The sequence below is a fragment of the Microbulbifer sp. CAU 1566 genome, from assembly GCF_023156515.1.
GTDB lineage: Bacteria > Pseudomonadota > Gammaproteobacteria > Pseudomonadales > Cellvibrionaceae > Microbulbifer.
Map to the genome: position 1 here is coordinate 151,969 of NZ_JALNMG010000006.1, position 19,761 is coordinate 171,729.

A 19,761-nucleotide genomic window follows, 5' to 3' on the forward strand; every position below is an offset into this window, starting at 1 on the left:
TAACCCGTAAGCCCTACAGCCCATAAGTGAGCCCCGCATGAAGCCCTGGATCGAACTCGGTAGTGCCCAGATTCCCAATAATGGCGGCACCCTCACGCTACGCCAGCGTGATCAGGAGTTCTCCATCTCCCTGTCCGGCCCTCGCGGTGAGCTGATGAACAGTCGTCGGTTTCACAGCGAGCAACAGCTGTCGATTCTGGGCTGTGCGCACTTAAAGAATCGTGAAAAAGCCCGGGTGCTTGTCGGTGGTATGGGGATGGGCTACACACTGGCCGCGGCGCTCGAAGCTGTGCCTGCCAGTGCGGACGTTATCGTCGCTGACCTGATCCCGGAAGTGGTGGAGTGGAACCGCGGGCCCCTGGGCGATTGTGCTGGCCGGCCACTGGACGACGGTCGTGTGACGGTGCATATCGGCGATGTAGCTGAATTGCTGGTAGCGCCCAAAGAACAATACGACGCGGTACTGCTGGATGTAGACAACGGCCCCGAGGGGCTGACCCACAGCGACAACAATTGGCTCTACTCGGTGGAGGGCACCAGCTGTATCTACAAGAGTCTTAAACCGGGAGGTGTACTGGCCGTGTGGTCGGCATCACCGGATGCGGTGTACGCGAGCAGGCTGAAGAAGGCGGGCTTTCAGGTGGAGGTGAAAACCGTGCGCGAGAGGCCCGGTAAGGGTGCCCGGCATGCGATCTTTCTGGCAAAGAAACCTGCCGGTAAGCGTGGCGGTTAGCGGCCTTGACCGCCAACCGCAAGTCTCTCCGGTCACTCAAGGCGCTGCCAAACCTCGTACTCTACGCGCTCACCATCTTTCCAGCGTTCGTTAAACCAGAGCGATTCCTCGATTTTGGTAGTGAACGCAAAGGTTGTCCCGGCTGGCTCCCCGAAGGAGTTGTAGCGTAACGTTTCGATATATTGGCCTTCGCTCAGTTCGTAGCTGCCGGTACCGGACGCCCAAAATACGTCGCCCTTCATTGAAGTAAAGCTGAAGTGCGAATCCGAAATCACCTTTAATGCTTTTAAGTCCAGATCTTTGTAATTGACCAGCTTGCCGCTGCCATCGACATAATTGCCGGAAACCAGCTCCCAGACACCGGTAAGGTCCTTGGAAAACGACAGTGAACTAAACAGCGAAAAAATAACGGATAGAATAAATCGTTTCATGGTGCTCCCTGCGGGTAAACGCTAACCTGCGAAAAATACTGTACGCGAACTAAAGGCTCAGGCTTTCGTTTTGGCTCTAGAGTGATTGGCCACCACCGCCGCGCCAGTCGAACCTACTACAGCGCCGGCGAATATCTTCACCAGATCGATATAGCCAGACACATCCGGCACCGGCTCACCCTCTTCGGTCGCGATGGAGATACCGAAAGCGATGCAGCCGAAGACAACCGCGAGTAATGCGGAAATCAGGGTGACCGCGGATAATTGGGAGAGAATGTTTTCACGCCAGGAATGTTGCTTCGGGTCCGGAAAGCGCATGCCCGGGGCATACTCCTTCGCCGCTTCCGACAGCGCCGCCGCCTTGGTGAGCTCGTTATCGGCATCAAGCAGTAGTTCTTTTGCCCGTGCGACAATCTTTTCGCGAATCTCAAAGAGGTGGTCGTCCAGCCAGAGGTCATCCTCCAGCTTCGCATCCATTTGTTTTGCCAAACTTAGTGTCTCAGTCATTTTTACTCATATCCCTGTTCATTTATTGTTGATGTGTTCTTCTTCGGAAGTCTCGTGTTCGGAAATCTCGTGGTCTTGATCGCTTCCTGTCTCCCTCATGCCTGTTCGACTGAAGCTTGTCGCTTCTATCGCATGGCTCATTCAAATATTCGGCATACCGAATTTTTTTGAATCAGAGTTGAAGCCTAAGGTTCCCCTCAATTTCCTCGATCAGTGAGAGTGGCACTTCGTGCTCGAGGGCGAGGCTCCGCCACTGTGATACCTGCTCCACCACCTTATCCACAATGCTATCGATCTTTCTGCGACTAAACAGCGGGCTGACTTTTTCCAGGCTGTAGATATCTTCGCGGGTAAAGCTTTCCCGCTTGCCGTTCAGGCTCATCCAGTGACTGTTTACCCAGCGGCTGCCCGGCTTGTAGCTGTAGGCCAGGTCATAGGCGGGGGCCAGTTGCCAGGTTTTTCCATTGAGCTGGAAGGCGAAGTTTTTTGCGTGGTCATCGTGGTTGCGAGCGACGATATTGAACACCATGCGTATCAGCAGTTGCTCGGCTTCTTTTGCGCTGAGTTTCAGTTGCCGGGCGATGCCAAAAAGCTCCGCGTAGGAAAAGGACCCCGGGACTTTGTAATCCACGTGGGCGATGCCGTTCAGGGTCTGGATATGGACCTTGTTGTTGCCGCGGCGGTCGAAGCGTTCGGTGACGAAGTGCCGGCGATGGCCTTCGTTTAGCAGGTGGCAGGGCATCATCTCGATACCGCAGTTACTGGCCATCTGGTGGTAGACGTATTCCATGGCACCGAAGCCCATCGGGTCGCCGAAGGTTTCCCGGTCTTTGTTGTGTTCGCTGACCCCGTCGAACTTCATCAGGTAGTGGGTGAAGCCTTCGGGTACGTCGGTCTGTCCGGAGCGCACATGGGTGAAGTCTTGGTTGAAGGCGAGGACTGCCTTGGGGCGGGCGCCGCCAGCGCTCATGCCGACGGACATCAAAGCCATCATCGCTTCGCGGTTGTCTTCGCCGGTTTTGTCCAGGTGCACGTTGAAACTGCTGTGGTGGTCGAGCACTTCCTGGGCGATGGCCACCAGTTCGTCGATGGCGATGTCCTGGGAGGCATTGAGTTTTTTGATGCGGGTGGCGGGGGTGTATTCCAATGCACCCATGCCGCGCCTGCCGGTGTACTGCAGCCGCTGCAGGGGCGAGATGTCTTGCGGGTGTTTGCCCTGGGCGGCCATCCAGGCATTGAGTACCGCATTGCCGAAGTCGTCGGGGAGGGAGTCGGCAATCAGGCCGGGCAGGCCGCGGAAGGTATCAAAGCGCAGTTCCGGGAAGCTGTAGATGCGCCGCGCCAGGGGCATCTTGAGGGGGGAGAGTTCGATACCGGTGTCGATGAATGCCGGGTCGTATTCGAAGGCACCGACGCCGGTGTCGGTGTCGAAGCTGACCGCGCCGGCGGTCTGCTCCTGCCCGTCTTGCCCTAAATAATCCACGCCGATGACTTCCATTACCATTCCGGTTCCTCCTGGGTGTCGTCGTCACCCCCTTCGTTTTTGCCGCGCTGGCCCGAGGCCCGCTGGCGTTTCTTGCCCTGCAATTTGGCCAGCTGGATCGGCGAGGGCGGCTGCGGTGGCAGGAAGTTGTCCAGCTGGGCCGTGAGGTCGAGGGCCTGGAGTATGGCGATCAGGACTTCCAGCTGGACCTTGCCCTTTTCCGCATTGAGCACGGCCTTGCGGCTGACACCGGCGTGCTCGGCCACTTCCAGCTGGGTGAGGTCACGGTTCAGGCGTGCCTGCTTCAGGCGCTGGCCGAGGCTTTCGGCAATGGCGGCGGGAGATTTCAATTCAGGATCCATAAGGTGCTTTATATGGGATTTAAGAATCAGTTTTAGAGATTATGTCCCTTTTTTGGGATTTAATGAATAAGTTAATTAAAGTTCTTATATTGGGACTTTATAGTTTTTTTAATTAATAAAGATCCCATAATTGCACTTTACGGCCATTTCAAAATCCATTCTTGACTGCCTGGACACCTACGGTAAAGCGCCGCTGGCGCCATACTCATCAAGAGTGTCGATTCTGGTGTGGGTGTAGACGTGGGCTAAATAGAGAAGTCTGGAAACGCCGGCCACCTCCGCCCCCGCCGGGGAGGATGGCCACGCTTGCCGCTGCTGAGACAATTGCCGCATAACCATAAGTCAGTCAGCGGTGATCCCAATGTCTCAAAATCCATCTACAGCGGCGGTTGCCGGCGCCAAGCCCCAGTTGAGCTTCTGGCAGATCTGGAACATGTGTTTCGGCTTTCTCGGTATCCAGTTCGGCTTTGCGCTGCAAAATGCCAATGTCAGTCGTATCTTCCAGACCCTTGGAGCCGAGATCGACGATATCCCGGTACTGTGGGTGGCCGCGCCACTGACCGGCTTGCTGGTACAGCCGCTGATCGGCTACTTCAGTGACCGCACCTGGACCGGCTTTGGCCGTCGCCGTCCCTTCCTGCTGGCCGGTGCCATTCTGTCCTCCATCGCCATTCTGTTTATGCCGCACTCGCCCACCCTGTGGATTGCCGCGGGCATGCTGTGGGTAATGGATGCGTCCATCAACGTCTCCATGGAGCCCTTCCGTGCGCTGGTGGGCGACATGTTGCCGCAGAAGCAGCGCTCTTTTGGTTATGCGTTGCAGAGCTTCTTTATTGGTGTGAGCTCGGTGGTCGCCTCGGCCATGCCGTGGATGCTGGCAAACTGGTTTGATGTTTCCAATACCGCACCGGAAGGTGTGGTGCCGGATTCCGTGCGCATCTCTTTCTATGTGGGCGGGATCGGTTTCCTGCTGGCGGTGCTGTGGAGTGTGTTCAAGACCCGTGAGTACAGCCCGGAGCAACAGGCCGCGTTTGAATCTGCTGAGTCGCCAGAGCTGGCGGGGCAGGCGGACGAGCCGGTGCAGGATCACAGCGCAAGTTACCGCACCATCGGTGGCGCCATGCTGTTGGTGGGTGCCGCTTTCGCGGGTTTTGTGTGGCAGCAGGGACTGGATCAGCAGTTGTACATCCTTGCCGGCCTGATCGCCGGGCTGGGTGCCCTGCAACTGCTGGCGCTGGTGTTGCGCGGGCGCGCGACTGGTAAAGAAGGGATGCTGGAGGAAATTGTCTCCAATCTCTACTCCATGCCCGACGCCATGAAGCGCCTGGCGTGGGTGCAGTTCTTTTCCTGGTTTGCGCTGTTTGCCATGTGGATCTACACCACCGCGGCGGTGACCAGCTTCCACTTCGGCACCAGTGAAGTCACTTCCCAGGCCTACAATGACGGTGCCGACTGGGTCGGTATCCTGTTTGCCACCTATAACGGCTTTGCGGCCCTGGCCGCGCTGCTGATTCCGGTGCTGGCGCGGCGCCTGGGTATGCATTTGTCACACAGCGTGAACCTGGCGCTGGGTGGCCTCGGGCTGCTGTCCTTCCTGTTTATCCGCGATCCCCAGTGGCTGCTGCTGCCGATGCTGGGTGTGGGCTTTGCCTGGGCATCGATCCTGTCGCTGCCCTACGCCATGCTGTCTACCCACGTACCCCAGCGCAAAATGGGCGTGATGATGGGTATCTTCAACGGCTTTATCGTCATTCCGCAGCTGCTGGCGGCCAGTGTGCTGGGGTTTGTGCTGCGTACCTTCTTCGACAACGAGGCCATCTACGCGTTGGTGCTCGGTGGTATCAGCTGGCTGCTGGCAGCCGTGTGCGCCCTGTGGGTCAGCGAGCCGAAAGCGGCAGAAGCCGAGACGGACCTGGCACAAGCGGGCAACTGATCGAGTGACTGCTTTCTCCCCGTTTCATCTTTGATATCGCCAATTGATGTCATCTTGCATTGCCCCGCTGGTCGGGGCTTTTTTTTGCTTGTTTTTCAGGCTGAAGCGCGGTGAAAGCCTGCGATCCCATGCTATTCCCGAATATTCCAGTTTATTCCTTCCCGATTTCGGCAACCCGAAGGTAATTTCTGCGCACTATCAAACACATTGAGGAGCATCCTATGCGTTCTATTGCCGCCCTGATTTTATCTATCCTGCCAATTATCGTTTTTGCTGCCGACGACTTGGTTGAGTTGACCACGGAAGGTGAGCCGTTACTGTCGGTGTGGCAAAACGTGGTGGAGCAGTGTCCTGAATCTGAATACATGCACCAGATTATCCATGCTGAGGAACTGGTGACCTTGAAGGTGGAGGGGGTTGCCTGCCGTGACGTAATGAAAATGTTGGTAGACTTTGATCTGGGCGCTGGCCCGTCAACGTCAAACCACGCCGCGATGGAATAGTCCCCCTGTTCTTTTGCAGCCACAAAATAGCTGTTGTCGGTATATGGAGAGTCTGGGAAAACGTCTGAAACTGATTCGTGCGCGGCTGCGCTGGAGCCAGACGGAATCGGCACGGAAAATGGCGATCGAGCAGTCATACCTTTCAAAGCTGGAAAATGACCAGGCGCTGCCCTCTGCAGATACTCTCGAGAATATCTGCCGGGTGTATGGCGTGGATGTACAGCAGCTGCTGGTGGGCTTAGAGGAGCAACTCAGGCGAAAACCGGAATTGCAGGTTTTGCAGCAGTCCACTGGAAGTGCGCCTGATGGAAAACGGTGGTCGTCAATGCCCGTGAGGCTCGCGCTGTCCCTGGTGATTTTGTTCGTCTTTACCGGTCTGGGGATCGCCATTGCTCTTGGACCTGTTGCCGGCAGGGAGGTCCCAGGCCCCGAACACGAGATGCTGTCCATGAAGCTGGAACAGGTCAACGGTCGCGAGGTGCTCGAAATGTTTGCGGAATTTGGCGGCCTGCAAGTCAGTGGCCTGGAGCTGGTGCATGGGGATATTGACCACCTGCAGATAGATCAGGTGCCCTGGGATGTTGCCTTGGCACAGGTCGCGGAGAAACTGGGCCTGAGAGCGAAAATATCCGGGGGCTATGTGACCCTGATTCCACTGCAGCCCGCTAGGATAGCGCCGGAGACCGAGCGAATATCCCTCTAGATGATACGCCCGGTTTGAGATCTGTGCGGGATTGCGAGAGCATTACCGGTTTAGCAATCGAGCCACTCCGCATTTCATGAACTTTCTCCAAACAATCGAATCCGCCCTCGATACCTTCGTTGCCTACGCCTGGGGCACGCCGCTTCTGGTGCTGCTGGTAGGCGGTGGTCTTTTCCTACTGATCAGTTCGCGCGCGCGGCCTTATCGCCACCTTGGCCACAGTATCGACCTGCTGCGGGGCAAGTATGATGACCCCAATGATCCCGGCCAGGTGCCCCACCGGCAGGCGCTGTCCACTGCGCTGTCTGGCACCCTGGGGTTGGGCAATATTGCCGGGGTGGCCATTGCCATCAGCACCGGTGGGCCCGGAGCCATTTTCTGGATGTGGGTGACGGCGCTGGTCGGGGTGGCCACCAAGTTCTATACCGCCACCCTGGCGGTGATGTACCGCGGCCGCGATAGCAACGGCGAAATCCAGGGTGGTCCTATGTATGTCATCCGCGAAGGGCTCGGCAAGCGCTGGCAGCCGCTGGCTTACCTGTTTGCCATTGCCGGCCTTTGTGGCCTTCTGCCTTCGTTCCAGTCGAACCAGATGGTGCAGTTACTGCGGGTTTCCTTTGCTGAACCGCTCGGCTGGGTGAGCCCGGATAATGCACTGCAATTTGATTTTGCTATGGGAGTGCTGTTGGCTCTGGCGGCGCTGGTGGTCATTGCGGGGCGCATTCAGCGCATCGGGCGTTTTGCCGTGCGTATCGTGCCAGCCATGGTGCTGTTCTATCTGGTGCTGACGCTAGGGGTTATCGGTTACTTCTGGCAGGAGATCCCCGCGGCCTTTGGCCTGATTTTTCGCGATGCGTTTTCCGGTCAGGCGGTGGTCGGCGGCGCGCTGGGTACGGTGATTGCCATCGGTATCAGTCGCGGAGCCTTCTCCAATGAAGCGGGTATCGGTACCGAGTCCCTGGCCCACGGTGCGGCCAAAACCACAGAACCGGTGCGCGAGGGTGTGGTGGCCATGCTGGGCCCGATCGTTGATACCCTGATTATCTGTACCTGTACCGCCCTGGTCATCCTGCTCACCGGAGTCTGGCAGGACGCAGAGGGGATTGCGGGCGTCTCGCTGACTGCCAATGCCTTCAGCAGTGTATTTGGCGGCTGGGGTCCCGTGTTGCTGCTCATCATGGTGGTGCCGCTGGCGTTCAGTACCATTGTTACCTTCTGGTATTACGGCATGAAGTGCTTTGTGTTCCTGTTTGGTACCCGTTTCCAGGTGGTGTACACCGTGATCTATATGCTGCTGATTGTGTCGGGGGCAGTGTTGTCGCTGAATATCGTCAACAGTTTCATTACCGGCATGTACGCAGTGATGGCGATACCCACAATGGTTTCGACCTTGCGATTGTCCGGACGGGTTAACCGGGCTGCGCACGATTATTTCGTAAAAACGCCGGAAGCCTGACGCCGGCACTAAAATTGGGCGACGCAATGGGTTGCGCGCTTTTTATGCGAAAGTCGGGATTTATCCGTTGGCGCGTAAAAAATTATTGTGAAAGTTCTCACAAAGTGAGCGTGCCAACGGATTTTTGTCACGCTCGCTATGGGAACTGTCAGAGAAAAAAGCTACAAACGTCGTTTCACTAAAAACAAAAGCACTCTACGGTTACATTAGGTGGAACAATGGCGAACCCGCTCGACCCAAAACCAGATGCGAATCTGGATTCCAACTCTTTTCTTTCCGGAATGAACGATAGTGGTGCAACCGAGCGTCCGTTCGCGGATAAGCTTGGCGCATCCATGGCGAAGGATCGCTCTGTAATCGGTAAAAACATCAAGTTCCGTGGTGAGCTGATTGGTACCGAAGACCTGCATATTGAAGGCACCATCGAAGGCACCGTTATCATGGAAGGCCACGACCTTTCCATTGGTCGCGAGGGTGAAATCAATGCAAATATCCACGCGCAGAATATTGTCATCAACGGCACCCTGACCGGCGACGCGCTGGCGGATGAGCTGATTGAAATCCGCAACACCGCAGTGGTTAAAGGCAATCTGATTGCCCCGCGCATCCAGCTGGACGATGGTGGTAAATTCCGCGGCTCCATGGATATGGTCGATACCGATGACGAAATGAAAGCCCGTCATTCCGAGTTCAAAGAGAAGCTGGTTCACCCGAACCTGCCACCGAAAGATGAAGTGCCGAGCAGACCTGCCGCCGCGAAAAAATCTTTTGCCTCGAAAGAAACTGCCAAGGAACAGGCCAAGGAAGCGGAGCTGGCTGACAGCTGATAGCCCGTTGCAACGCCGCATCATCCCCCCGAGCGGCGTTGCATACTCCTGTTTAAAAACCCTGGCTCACGCCCCGAATTCTTGCGATAAACAATGCAACACCGCTCTTTTGGCCTCGCTGCGTTAACGACCGAGATGGTCAAAAGCGGGGACCGAATTCTCGATCTCGGACCTCTCTCGTCCGGCACCACCCAGGCCTTTCTCAGTCTGAATTGCCAGTGTCATATTGAAGACCTGGTGGAATACCTCGCTGACAATCAGCATGGCGGTGATCCGCTACAGGCATTGGAAGATCATCTGATCCCCAAACCCGCGAACCTCAAGTTCGACGTGATCCTGTGCTGGGACCTGCTCAATTTTCTTGAACTTGATGTTATCCAGCATCTGATTCGCCTGCTGCAGCCGCACCTGAAGCAGGGCACGATTCTGCATACCATGCGCTATACCGGGCGCAATCAGCCGCACAAGCCGCGACGTTTCCGCCTGCTGGAAAACTTCTGTTTCGAATATGTGGACGACCCCAGTTATCCGGAAGTGCCCTCCAAGGGACACTCCACGGTAACCCTGTTGAAATGTATGGATCGCTTCAGCCTGTTCAATTCCCTGATGAAGCGGGAAGGCATGGATCAGAATGTTACCGAGCATTTTCTCGAATACGACAGCATTGCGTCACGCAACCAGGTGCGCAGTGGTGGTGCCTCCGATGTGAGTGCCTACTTCCGCCAGGTGCGCGATGACGAGCGCATGGAGTTTGCCGGCATTCGCAAAGCGCTGGAGTCATTGCCGGCCGGCGCCACGGTGCTGGATTGTGGTCGCAAAAACGGACGCAACATCGATGCCCTGAAAAAGAAAGTGGGCGCGCTGTATGTAGAAGACCTGCACGCCTCCCTGGCCTGGCGCAAGAAAATGCACGGTGAACGCAGCGGCTTCAGTGAGTCCATGTTCAGTTTTGATCCCGGCACCAGGCTGGACGGTGTATTCCTGTGGGATCTGCTGAATTTCTGCAGTCCCGAGCAGATCGAAGCGCTGGGAGAATTGCTGGCGGGGCGGATGGTACCTGGCGGCCAGTTGCATTTCCTGGTGTACAAATCCAGCCAGCAGCCGCAGCGGCCGGCCATGTTTGAAGTGCTGGAAGATGAACGGGTAGCGGTGACCGGAAACTCCGAAAGTCGCAGTGACCGCACCCTCGGCAGCACCGCCGACCTGATGCGGCTGTTACCCGGCTACCGCCTGTTCAGCCACCACCTCGGGCGTTTGCCGTCCGGGGATTCGGTGCAGGAATTTGTGCTGCAGCTGAAGGCGTAACCGGAAACCGAGCCTGTATAAAACCAGGGTTGCATAAAACAAGGCTGTATAAAGCAAGCCCGTATAAAACAGCTTCTATAAAAAACAATTCGAGAAGATTCCAAACGAGATTACTTCCATGTCTGAATTTTTGCGCTCTGTCTTTGTTGCCCTGAGCCCGGATGCGGTCACCGAAGGGTTCCTCTCCCTGATGCTGGTGTTGTTTGCATTGGCGCTGGTGTGCCGTTTTGCGCGTCGCGCCGCGGAATTCGTTGAGCAGGCTCCGGGACTGCTCACTTCCCTGGGTATTCTCGGTACCTTTACCGGCGTGATTATCGGGCTGTTTGAATTTAGCCTTGCGGATATCGACCAGAGTATCGCCAATCTGCTGGATGGACTGAAAACCGCTTTTATCACCAGTGTGTGCGGTATTGGTCTCTCTATACTGCTACGAGCGCTGACCCGCTTTATCCCGATGCCCGGAGAAGCTGCTACCGTAACGGAACTGGCCGATATCCACAGTGCGCTGCAGCATTTGCAAACTGCGCTGGTAGAAGGGCAGGAGCGTCAACTCGCGCAGAGTGAAACTCAGCTGGCAAATCTTTCCGAGCAGGTCTCCCAGGCACTGGTTCAGGAGATGGAGCAGGTCGTGGTGCGTTTCAATGAACGCGTGGAATCCCAGTTCGGCGACAACATGACACGCTTTGGGGAAAACTTCGGCCGCTTTGATGGCATGGTGGAAACCCTGACGCGCGAGTACAAGGCCCACGAGGAGCGGGTGGAATACTGGTCCGAACACTGTGACACCGCGGTGATGGGGCTGGTACAGGTTGCGCGGGACCTGCAGCAGATTCACCAGCAATTGGCAGAGGTACCGCAGTTCTTCGAGGGCATGCAGGGGGTCAACACCCAGGCCCGTGAGCAGATGCAGGCGCTCAACGAGCAACTGGAGCGTTACCGCGGCGTGAGTGTGCAAATGCAGGACGTACTGCCACATCTGGGTGAGCGCATCGACCAGTTCGTGCAGGGTATCGATGTGGTGCAGCAGGTGATGACCAGCGATATGAAGCAGTCGCTGGTGAGTATCGCCAAGCAGAGCGAACTGCTGGGTGCCCAGATCGAGGCGGTCTCCGGTGCCTTCGAGAAAATGTCGAGCCTGGATGCGGACTTTATCCAGGGGTTGGTGCAGGAGTCCGTTACCACCCACCGCAATGGTATGCAGGAACTGGCCCTGCAACAGGCGCGCACCCACAAGGAAATGATGGATGCCCTCAGCCACGTGATCCGCAAGAGCATGGGCGACGCGGAGAATTCCATCGGCAAGCAATACCAGTTGGTGGAGCGCAAGATGGAAGAGGAAGTGGAGGGCGTTATCGCGGCCATGGGTGAGGCGCTGGCAACCATTAGTGGTCAATTTACGCGGGATTACCGCCAGTTGGTGGCGCAGATGCAGCGCCTGACACAAGCCGCCGCATCCGCAGAGCGCGCGCGCGAGGAAATTGCCTGATGTCCACCAGGTCGGGGTTTTCCCGTTCCGGAGTGCGCAGCGGCAGTGAGGGCGAGGCCTCCTGGATCAGTGTGTCCGACCTGATGGCGGGGCTGATGATGGTATTCCTGTGTATTGCTGTGGCGATGATGCGTTCGGTGATGATCGAGCGGGAAAAGATTCGCACCATTGCCATGTCCTACCGGGAAAACCAGCTGGCAATTTACGAGTCCCTGCAACATGAATTTGCACCGGACCTGGCGCGCTGGGGCGCGACCATCGATCGGGATACCCTGACCGTCGCCTTCAATAACTCCGATGCCATGTTCGATACCGGTGAGGCCGCGCTCAGCGCCAGTTATCAGGTGGTATTCGAGGAATTTTTCCCTCGCTATATGAACGTACTGGCGCCCTTCAAGGCGTCGGTGGAGGCGGTACGTATCGAGGGGCATACCAGCTCCGGCTGGGGCCAGAGCAGCGATCGCAACGATACCTACTTCAATAACCTGCGCCTGTCCCAGGACCGCGCGCGCTCGGTATTGCGCTACGTTTACACCCTGGACGAAGTAACCGCTCACCACGCCTGGATGATGCAGAATGTGGCGGCGGTCGGATATTCTTCCTCGCGGCCGATTTACAATGCCGACGGCAGTGAAAATATCGAACAATCCAAGCGAGTGGCCTTCCGCGTGATCACCAATTCTGAAACCAAGATCCACAGTATCCTCGAGGAGTCACTCTGATGGGGCGCTGGAGCCGGCATCTGGAAGCACTCACTCAGGCCATCTCCGGTATGGGGACACCGCCCGATGCGCGGCATTCCGATGACGATATCCTGCTGACGGAAGATGCTGTTGACTTGGAAAACGGCCCTGAATCGGTAAGTAGCCCGGAGTCAATTAACAGCCCTGAGCCAATTAACAGCCCAGCGGAACCCGAGGCCGATGAACTACCAGACACGGAAGACCTCACCGATCCCTCTGAAATATTAGACGCGCGGGGCGACGCTATCGCGGAGGCTCTGGTCAAGGGGATGGAAGTCACACTCGGCGATCTGGATCAAACCGAGCACGGCTGGATGTATCGGGGCCACCCGGTCATGGTGTATGCGGTGGATGTGGCTGCGGTGGAAGATCAGCAGATCCGTGGGGAGTTCTTTCACCGGGTGCACCTGGCCAGTTGCTGTGGTGCACTGGAGGACCCGCAACAAGTGGTGTGGATCGGCACTGCTCGCGAGGCGCTCGCCGCACCGGCGCTCACGGCGACGCCGCACCCCTGTGAGTACTGCCTGGCCAAGGTAAACCACCGCGGCTTCCGCGGCCTCGGTCCGCGCGATCGCAACCGGGTTGCTGCCGCCTTCAGTTTTCACTGGCATGTCAGCCAGTATGCGCAGGAATTTTTCCCCGGAGATGAGGCCAACTTCTGGGCGCCCGGCAAGGTGGTACAGGCGCTGCAGCAGATAGCACCGGAGTCCGCCGAAAGTGGCACCTGTGGCTTCTGTGAATGGCAGGTGCCTGCCGGGCAGCACTGGTTTGTACCCGTTGAGCGTGGAATGGCTCTGGGGCTGTCCATTGATGCCTGTGTGCTCTGTGCACAACAGCAGGCGATGGGGGTGCTTACGCTACCGGGTAACAGTGCGCTGGAAGCCAGTCACGCGCGGCGCAGCGCTCAAATCGAAAGTTCGCACTCACCGGTGCAGGAGTCCGACGCGGAGAGTAACCGGGAATGGTCCTGGGTGCGCAGGCAGCTTCCCTTGTCGTGGCATCCGCTGTGTGAGCAACTGGAGCGAAAACTTTCCGCGCCGGTGTTGTTCCATCGTTTTGCCGGATACGAAGGTGTTGCGGTGCTGGCATGGCCGGAACATCGCCGGGGTATTGTCGCCAGTGAAGAGGACCGCGCACAGCTTCCGGAGGGCTGGGACTTCTGGACCATGCGCAGTGTGCTGGGAAGCCTGGGCTGATATCAAAAAATAGCAAACAAAAAGGGCAGCGAAAGCTGCCCTTTTTGTTTTTGCGCACCTGAATACAAGGTCGCGTGTTTCGATGGTGAAGGATAACGGCGAAGGTTAATGTCGAATGGTCACCTTGGTGCCCATGGGCGCATTTTCATAAAAAATCTTTGCCATATGCCAGGGCAGCCGGATACAGCCGTGGGATTCCGGGCGCCCGGTGACCTTGCCCGCATGCATGCCAACGGCGCCATTGACCCGCATGAAAAAGTCCATGGAAGCACCGCGGAACATGGTGCCCGAAGGACGTGAATCCCGGCGCACATCGACACTGGATTTGCGCACATAGCCGGCGCGGTCCACATAGTGGCCAAACAAGTTGGATCGGTGATCGATATCTTTTTCGCTCACGCGGAAGCTGCCCGTAGGCGTCCGATATCCGGAGATTCCCGTGGCCACAGGAGAAACACCGGCAAGCTGGCTGCCCTTGTAGAAATACGCCCGCTGTTCACTGAGATCGATAATGATATGTGGCGCTCCACCGATCACATCCCGGCGCCACCAGGCGCTGCCATCGGTCATGGATCTGTGCTGCTGGTAGGGGTAGGGGTAATCACCGGCCTGGGCGATGGGGGCGAAAACCGCGGATGCGGCGAGAATCAGGCTGCTGCCTACAAGAATTTTTTTCAGCAAGGAAGAACAACGTTGTGCAGGTAAATGCATAGATACCTCATCTGCTCTTGCGAGCGAATTTCAGGTCTCTGTGTACGCGCTTCCGGTATTGCCAGCTGAGCCCGCTGAGAGTGACGCTCGCTCTGGCAAATTTCAGGGTATAGAAACCCCTGCACCCTGGGCGCACAAAAACCTGTGAATTTCCCCAAAGCGGCGCGTCGGTGTTTCCCGATTTGGCCGCGGGATGAGCCCTGCCGGTTGGTTTTGCAGACCTCTGGGCAAGTGAGAGGCATGGTAGGATCGGGGTTTGGCGCCTTTTACATTTAAATGGAATGACGGGCGATGGTGATAGATGAATTTCGTTCAGGGCGAGACAGGTCAAAAGTAGCGGGCAAAAAAAAGCCGGCTAAGGAGCCGGCTTGAAACAATCCAGAAAGTCTGGAAAGCGTGCTTTGACGAGAGAGCAACAAAGTGAACGTTCTTATTGAGAGGTAACCCTTTGAGTGCGATACCCGGGCCCGGTTCGCTGCACTTGCACAAGTGCGCGCCAATTTCTCAATAAGTCCGAAATTTTTCCTGTTTCGTGGCGCCGTTTATCTGCGGCGGTCTATTTACGGCAATTTACTTACCGTAATTTATTTGCGATAGAAAACCCGCGCGGCCGCGACCGGCAGTTCTACCTTTTCACCGTTAACGGTGCCAGCGAAGCCGCTGGGGGTGATGTCTTCACTGCCTGTAAATTCTTCCGGCAGGGTTAAGCTTGTCGCCTCGTGGCCCAGGTTCAGTACCACGAAATAGCCTTCGCCTTCCTCATTGCCGCGCTCGAATACCAGCAGGTCATTGGCGGTATCCAGAATGCGCTGGCTGGCAGTGGCCAGTGCCGCTGGCAGATCCGCATGCCACTTCAGTAGGTCGCGGAAGCGGTTCAGCATCGAGTGCTGGTCATCTTCCTGTACCGAGGCGGCCAGATGGTAGTGTTCTTCCGCCACCGGCAACCAGGGTTTTACCTTGGAGAAGCCGGCATTGATTTCGCCACCGTTGTACCAGGGCATGGGGGTACGGCAGCCGTCGCGGCCCTTGAATTCCGGCCATAAATTGATGCCGTAGGGGTCCTGCAGGTCTTCAAACGCCACCTCTGCTTCCGGCAGGCCCAGTTCCTCGCCCTGGTACATGCACACGCTGCCGCGCAGCATCAATTGCATCAGGAAGAACAGCGGCGCGCGGGCGCGGGCGGTTTCCGGGTCGAAGCCCTTGTTCCAGCGGCTGAAAGAGCGCGGTACATCGTGGTTGGAAATGGACCAGCAGGGCCAGCCTTCCTCGATCACCTGGCGGTTCTTTTCCAGGGTGTCGCGCAGGAACTGCGCGCTGCAGTCTTCCGCCAGCAGGTCGAAGGAATAGGCCATGTGCAGGCGGTTTTCCGTGGTGTACTCGGCCATGATCTTGTGGGTGTTGTCGTCGCCCACTTCGCCCACGGTCATGGTGCCCGGGTACTCGTCCAGCAAGGCGCGCACGCGCTGCAGGAACACCAGGTTTTCCGGCTGGGATTTGTCGTGAATGTGCCACTGGTACTCGTAGCTGTTTACCGGCGGCAGGCCATTTTTATCCAGCTTCACCGGGCGCGGCGGGTTGTTTTCCAGCGAGCGGTTGTGGAAAGCGTGGTTGATGGCGTCCAGGCGGAAACCGTCGACCCCACGGTCTAGCCAGAATTTCAGGTCCGCCAGCAGCTGCTCCTGGACTTCCGGATGGTGCAGGTTCAGGTCCGGCTGTTCCTTGAGAAAGTTGGTCAGGTAGTACTGGCGGCGGCGGGTGCACCAGCGCCAGGCGCTGCCACCGAAGTTGGACATCCAGTTGTTCGGCGCGCTGCCATCTTCTTTGGCATCGGCCCATACGTACCAGTCGGCCTTGGCATTGTCGCGACTTGCGCGACTCTCTTCGAACCAGGGGTGCAGGTCAGAGGTGTGGCTCAGGATCTGGTCGATGATCACCTTAAGGCCCAGCTCGTGGGCTTTTTCGATCACTTTGTCGAAGTCGTCCAGATTGCCGAAGATCGGGTCTACATCGCGATAATCGGACACGTCGTAGCCGAAGTCCACCATGGGTGACTTGAAGAAGGGGGAGATCCAGATGGCGTCCACACCGAGGGATTTCACATAGCCGAGCTTCTGGCAGATGCCCGGCAGGTCGCCGATACCATCGCCATTGGCGTCGCAGAAACTGCGCGGGTAAATCTGGTAAATGACGCCGTTGCGCCACCATTCCCCGGTTGATTTGTCTGTGTGAATACCGCTCATACCGTGAGTCCGTTATTGAAAGCTTTTTATGGATAGCTATTAGCTTAGGGTCAGTATGGCGACGCCGGTGGCGCCTTACCTCCTCCCCGAACGGGGGGGAGGGTGCTTTGCAGGGCGGTCGGGAGGCGGGGTGATCAGGGCTTATCCTGTACTGATCGCAGCAGTTGCTCCGCCAGGGCAATGGCCTCCTGGCGGTCCTTCACGTCCAGTTTCTGGTAGAGGCTGCGGATATGGGTCTTGATGGTGCTTGGGGCCACCTTGAAGTGGCGGGCGATGCGCTCGTTGGACAGGCCGGAGTGGATGGCGTTCAGCACCTGCCACTCCCGCGGGGTGAGGGGGGAGTGGCGCAGGAAGTCCGGCACCGCATCGCTGGCGAGGATTTCGCGCACGATGGTTTCGTCCAGCTCGATGCGGATGCCGCCCCCCAGCTCTGGCTGCTGCTGGGCGAGCTTGATCAGTTGCTGGGCCTTGTCTGCCAACGGCTCGCTCAGTGCGAGCTTGCCGGTTTCCTCCAGCGCCGCTTTTAAAATCACGATCATCGGCTTGCCAACCTGCAGGAAGCTGGCGATAAGGTCGCTGTCCTGCATGATGGTGAGGGCGGCGCGGATATGCTCCAGCGCCTGTTCGCGGCGCTCGCGCAGCCAGGCGAGGTGGGCGGCAAGTACCCGGTTGCGCAGCTGGTCGGTGACCAGACCGCACTCCACGGCCACCTGTTGCAGGCGACCTAAAAGACGGTTCGCATCGGACCAGCGGTGCAGGGAAATCAGCGCGCGCACATGGTTGCGGCCGTAGCACTGCTCGAAGTGGTTGCTGGGGCGGTCGACCACCGGTTCTGCCTGCTCCTGCCAGCTGGCGATGGCATCGGTATTTTCCAGCGCCTGCCACACGCGCATGCGCGCCGCATCCGCATTGGCTACCCAGTCGCGGTGGTACTCTTCGCCCGCCAGCAGGTGTTCCACACGCTCCAGCCACTCGAGGGTTTCATCTTTATCCCCCCGCGCCAGTGCCACTTTCAGCAGCAGGGTGTATTCCGGCAGCAGCCAGCGCTCACCGACCTTGCGGTTGATCTGCATACCCCGACGGGCGGATTCCGCGGCGCCATCCAGGTCGACGGCTTCCCACTGCAATTGCCCTTTCAGGCGATAGATAAATTCGGAGATCGGCAGGCCCACCAGGTGGTGTTCCTCGATCAGTCGCTGGGCGCGGCCCTGCAGCGCCGCAGCCTTTTTCAGCAGGCCGTTGGCAAAGGCGATTTCGGTCTGCTGGCACAGGGCCCAGGCGGCGTTGGGAATGTCGTGGCGAGCGAGAGTGGCCTTTTCCACCGCTTCCATATGGTGCATCGCCTGATCCAGCTCCCCCAGGCAGAAACTGGTTTCACCGATGACCAGCTGGGCGGCGATGCGCTCGCTGTCTTGCTCTTCCGGTAACAGCTCCAGCGCCTCCTGGGCGTACTCCTTGGCTTTGAGAATCTGGCCGCGGGATACGGAAACCTGCGCGCGCATGGCTGCAAAGGCCCCCTCGAATGCTTGCCACTGCTGCGGGTCTTCGCGTTGCAGCCAGCTCTCGGCGGCGGCCAGCAGCTTGTTGCAGCGGTCGTAGTTGAAGCTGTCGCGGGCGAGGCGGGCGGCCAGTAGGGTGAAAGAGGCGTGGCGTTTGAGCTGGTCTTCGCCGAGCCAGTTGAGGCTGTCGTTCAGTACCCGGAACTGGCCTTCACGCAGGAACTGTTCACCCTGCTCGGCGATAAGGCGGTGTACCCGCGCGCGGTCTTCCGCTTCCAGCGCATGGCGCAGGGCTTCCAGTGGCTGCTTGAGCTCCTGCCAAGTATCGCTGGCGGTCTGGTGCAGCTGGGTGAGTTCTTCACCGTCGGACAGCTGGCGCTGCAGGAAGCGGGCAAAGACCGGGTGGAAGCGGAACCACTGGCGGCTGGAGTCCTGCGCCTGCAGAAAGAGGCCGCGGCTGGCGGCGGTTTCCAGCTGCTGCTGGCCGCCACTCTGACCGCTCAGACGCTCCGCCAGCAGCCCGTTGACCCGGGTCAGGATGGAGGTGCGGGCCAGCAGCTGGCGCAGTTCCGGGGCCAGCCGTTCCAGCACTTCCTCGGCAAGGTAATCGAGGATATGCCCGTGCCCCTGCTCCAGTTCACCCAGGTAGCGGTCCACTTCCTCCTGGTTGCGTACCGACAGCGCAAACATCTGGATCGCCGGTGGCCAGCCCTCGGACAGCTGGTGCAGCTGCGCTACGCGGTCGCTGCCCAGTGCAAAGGGCAGGCGCCGGGTCAGCAGCTGGGTGGTTTCGTCGATGGTCAGTGCCAGGTCGTCTGCGGTCAGCTCCAGCAAGCGACCCTGTAAACGCAGGGCGCCAAGCCCCAGTGGCGGCTGGCTGCGGCTGGTGATGACCACGCCGATACCGGCGGGTGCGTGGCGCAGCAGGAAGCGGGTGGCATCGTGCACTGCCGGGTTGTCGATCTGGTGGTAGTCGTCGAGGACGATGCGCAGCTCACTGGGCAGCTGGCGTAGTTCCGACAGCATCTGGCTGATGACCAGGGAGGGGTCGAGATTGTGCTGGGCGGCGAGAATCTTGCTGGTTTCCGGTACCCCGTTGCCGGTGGCGCGATGCACACTTTCCACCAGGTAGCGGCAGAACTGGCCGGGCTCGTTGTCACCGCCGTCGAGGGAGTACCAGGCCACCGGGTTGTCCTGCTCCGTGGCCCAAGAGGTCACCAGGGTGGTCTTGCCGTAGCCGGCGGGCGCGGTGACCAGTAACAACTGGTCACTCTGGCTCTGTTCCAGAAGTGATTGCAGCCGGGGCCTTTGCAGGGTGTGTTCCGGGCAGTCGGGGAGGCTGTACTTGGAGGCTAGAAGCATGGCAATAACCGGTCAGCAGGGCTTGAGCCGGGGTTTCCATTCACCAGAACCACTTCAGAACCCCGGAGGCGCAATTGTACAACGTTAGTGTGCCAGCCCCGCTATTCGTTCGCGTCCTCCCCCAGGGGGGAGGATACCGATGGGCCCGGATCTGCGCTGTTCGCGCGGCTGTTTCCCCGACAATCGGGAGGTTTTTTCTTCGCCGGGGGGACTATCCCCACGCATCAATCGTCTTCCCCAGTAGATAGAGCTGAAACCCTGTGTTCCTGGAGCGATCAGGT

Annotated in this window: 17 protein-coding genes; 10 read left to right on the top strand and 7 right to left on the bottom strand. The window is 58.3% G+C overall.

Annotated features, from left to right (window positions below; all coding sequences use genetic code 11):
* Window positions 1-37: 37 nt before the first annotated feature.
* Window positions 38-733 (top strand): MnmC family methyltransferase, encoded by a 696-nt coding sequence (locus tag M0G74_RS15195; protein WP_248219242.1) that lies wholly within the window; start codon window positions 38-40, stop codon window positions 731-733.
* Window positions 734-765: 32 nt separating this feature from the next.
* On the opposite strand, the gene M0G74_RS15200 is transcribed toward M0G74_RS15195, so the two are convergent.
* The 4 genes from M0G74_RS15200 to M0G74_RS15215 all read right to left on the bottom strand — a co-directional run bounded on the left by M0G74_RS15200 (window position 766) and on the right by M0G74_RS15215 (window position 3,504).
* Entirely contained in the window at window positions 766-1,164 is a 399-nt protein-coding gene (locus M0G74_RS15200) for a hypothetical protein (RefSeq protein WP_248219243.1), read from the bottom strand.
* A gap of 57 nt (window positions 1,165-1,221) precedes the next feature.
* Entirely contained in the window at window positions 1,222-1,641 is a 420-nt protein-coding gene (locus M0G74_RS15205) for a hypothetical protein (RefSeq protein WP_248219244.1), read from the bottom strand.
* Window positions 1,642-1,843: 202 nt separating this feature from the next.
* Window positions 1,844-3,175, bottom strand: coding sequence for a type II toxin-antitoxin system HipA family toxin (locus tag M0G74_RS15210; RefSeq protein ID WP_248219246.1), 1,332 nt, complete (start codon window positions 3,173-3,175; stop codon window positions 1,844-1,846).
* The gene (locus M0G74_RS15215; RefSeq protein ID WP_248219247.1) at window positions 3,169-3,504 is read right to left on the bottom strand and encodes a helix-turn-helix transcriptional regulator; all 336 of its coding nucleotides are present in this window, start codon (window positions 3,502-3,504) and stop codon (window positions 3,169-3,171) included. The genes M0G74_RS15210 and M0G74_RS15215 overlap by 7 nt, the downstream gene beginning before the upstream one ends.
* 373 nt (window positions 3,505-3,877) lie before the next feature.
* On the opposite strand from M0G74_RS15215, the gene M0G74_RS15220 reads away from it, so the two are divergent.
* The 9 genes from M0G74_RS15220 to M0G74_RS15260 all read left to right on the top strand — a co-directional run bounded on the left by M0G74_RS15220 (window position 3,878) and on the right by M0G74_RS15260 (window position 13,668).
* Window positions 3,878-5,449, top strand: coding sequence for an MFS transporter (locus M0G74_RS15220; RefSeq protein WP_160154642.1), 1,572 nt, complete (start codon window positions 3,878-3,880; stop codon window positions 5,447-5,449).
* A gap of 221 nt (window positions 5,450-5,670) precedes the next feature.
* Window positions 5,671-5,952, top strand: a complete 282-nt coding sequence (locus M0G74_RS15225; protein ID WP_248219249.1) for a hypothetical protein — start codon at window positions 5,671-5,673, stop codon at window positions 5,950-5,952.
* A gap of 43 nt (window positions 5,953-5,995) precedes the next feature.
* Window positions 5,996-6,655, top strand: coding sequence for a helix-turn-helix domain-containing protein (locus tag M0G74_RS15230; RefSeq protein WP_248219251.1), 660 nt, complete (start codon window positions 5,996-5,998; stop codon window positions 6,653-6,655).
* A 76-nt stretch (window positions 6,656-6,731) separates the two neighbouring features.
* A complete protein-coding gene (locus M0G74_RS15235) occupies window positions 6,732-8,111 on the top strand; it encodes an alanine/glycine:cation symporter family protein (protein WP_248219252.1) in 1,380 nt (459 codons plus the stop codon).
* A 218-nt stretch (window positions 8,112-8,329) separates the two neighbouring features.
* On the top strand, window positions 8,330-8,938 hold the full coding sequence (locus M0G74_RS15240) for a polymer-forming cytoskeletal protein (RefSeq protein ID WP_248219254.1): 609 nt from the start codon (window positions 8,330-8,332) through the stop codon (window positions 8,936-8,938).
* Window positions 8,939-9,031: 93 nt separating this feature from the next.
* Window positions 9,032-10,243: a class I SAM-dependent methyltransferase gene (locus M0G74_RS15245; RefSeq protein ID WP_248219256.1), complete on the top strand. Its 1,212-nt coding sequence runs from the start codon at window positions 9,032-9,034 to the stop codon at window positions 10,241-10,243.
* Between the two features lie 118 nt (window positions 10,244-10,361).
* Entirely contained in the window at window positions 10,362-11,729 is a 1,368-nt protein-coding gene (locus tag M0G74_RS15250) for a hypothetical protein (RefSeq protein ID WP_248219257.1), read from the top strand.
* The gene (locus tag M0G74_RS15255; protein WP_248219258.1) at window positions 11,729-12,451 is read left to right on the top strand and encodes an OmpA family protein; all 723 of its coding nucleotides are present in this window, start codon (window positions 11,729-11,731) and stop codon (window positions 12,449-12,451) included. The genes M0G74_RS15250 and M0G74_RS15255 overlap by 1 nt, the downstream gene beginning before the upstream one ends.
* Window positions 12,451-13,668 carry a hypothetical protein gene (locus M0G74_RS15260; protein WP_248219259.1) on the top strand — a complete coding sequence of 406 codons (1,218 nt, stop codon included), beginning with the start codon at window positions 12,451-12,453 and terminating at the stop codon, window positions 13,666-13,668. The genes M0G74_RS15255 and M0G74_RS15260 overlap by 1 nt, the downstream gene beginning before the upstream one ends.
* Window positions 13,669-13,773: 105 nt before the next feature.
* Here the strand turns inward: M0G74_RS15260 and M0G74_RS15265 are convergent, their stop codons facing one another.
* From M0G74_RS15265 to malT, 3 genes are all read right to left on the bottom strand, one after another.
* Window positions 13,774-14,379 (bottom strand): L,D-transpeptidase family protein, encoded by a 606-nt coding sequence (locus M0G74_RS15265; RefSeq protein WP_248219260.1) that lies wholly within the window; start codon window positions 14,377-14,379, stop codon window positions 13,774-13,776.
* Between the two features lie 584 nt (window positions 14,380-14,963).
* The gene (locus M0G74_RS15270; protein ID WP_248219262.1) at window positions 14,964-16,619 is read right to left on the bottom strand and encodes an alpha-amylase family glycosyl hydrolase; all 1,656 of its coding nucleotides are present in this window, start codon (window positions 16,617-16,619) and stop codon (window positions 14,964-14,966) included.
* 134 nt (window positions 16,620-16,753) lie between these two features.
* Window positions 16,754-19,480, bottom strand: a complete 2,727-nt coding sequence (gene malT, locus M0G74_RS15275) for an HTH-type transcriptional regulator MalT (protein ID WP_160154632.1) — start codon at window positions 19,478-19,480, stop codon at window positions 16,754-16,756.
* Between the last annotated feature and the right edge of the window lie 281 nt (window positions 19,481-19,761).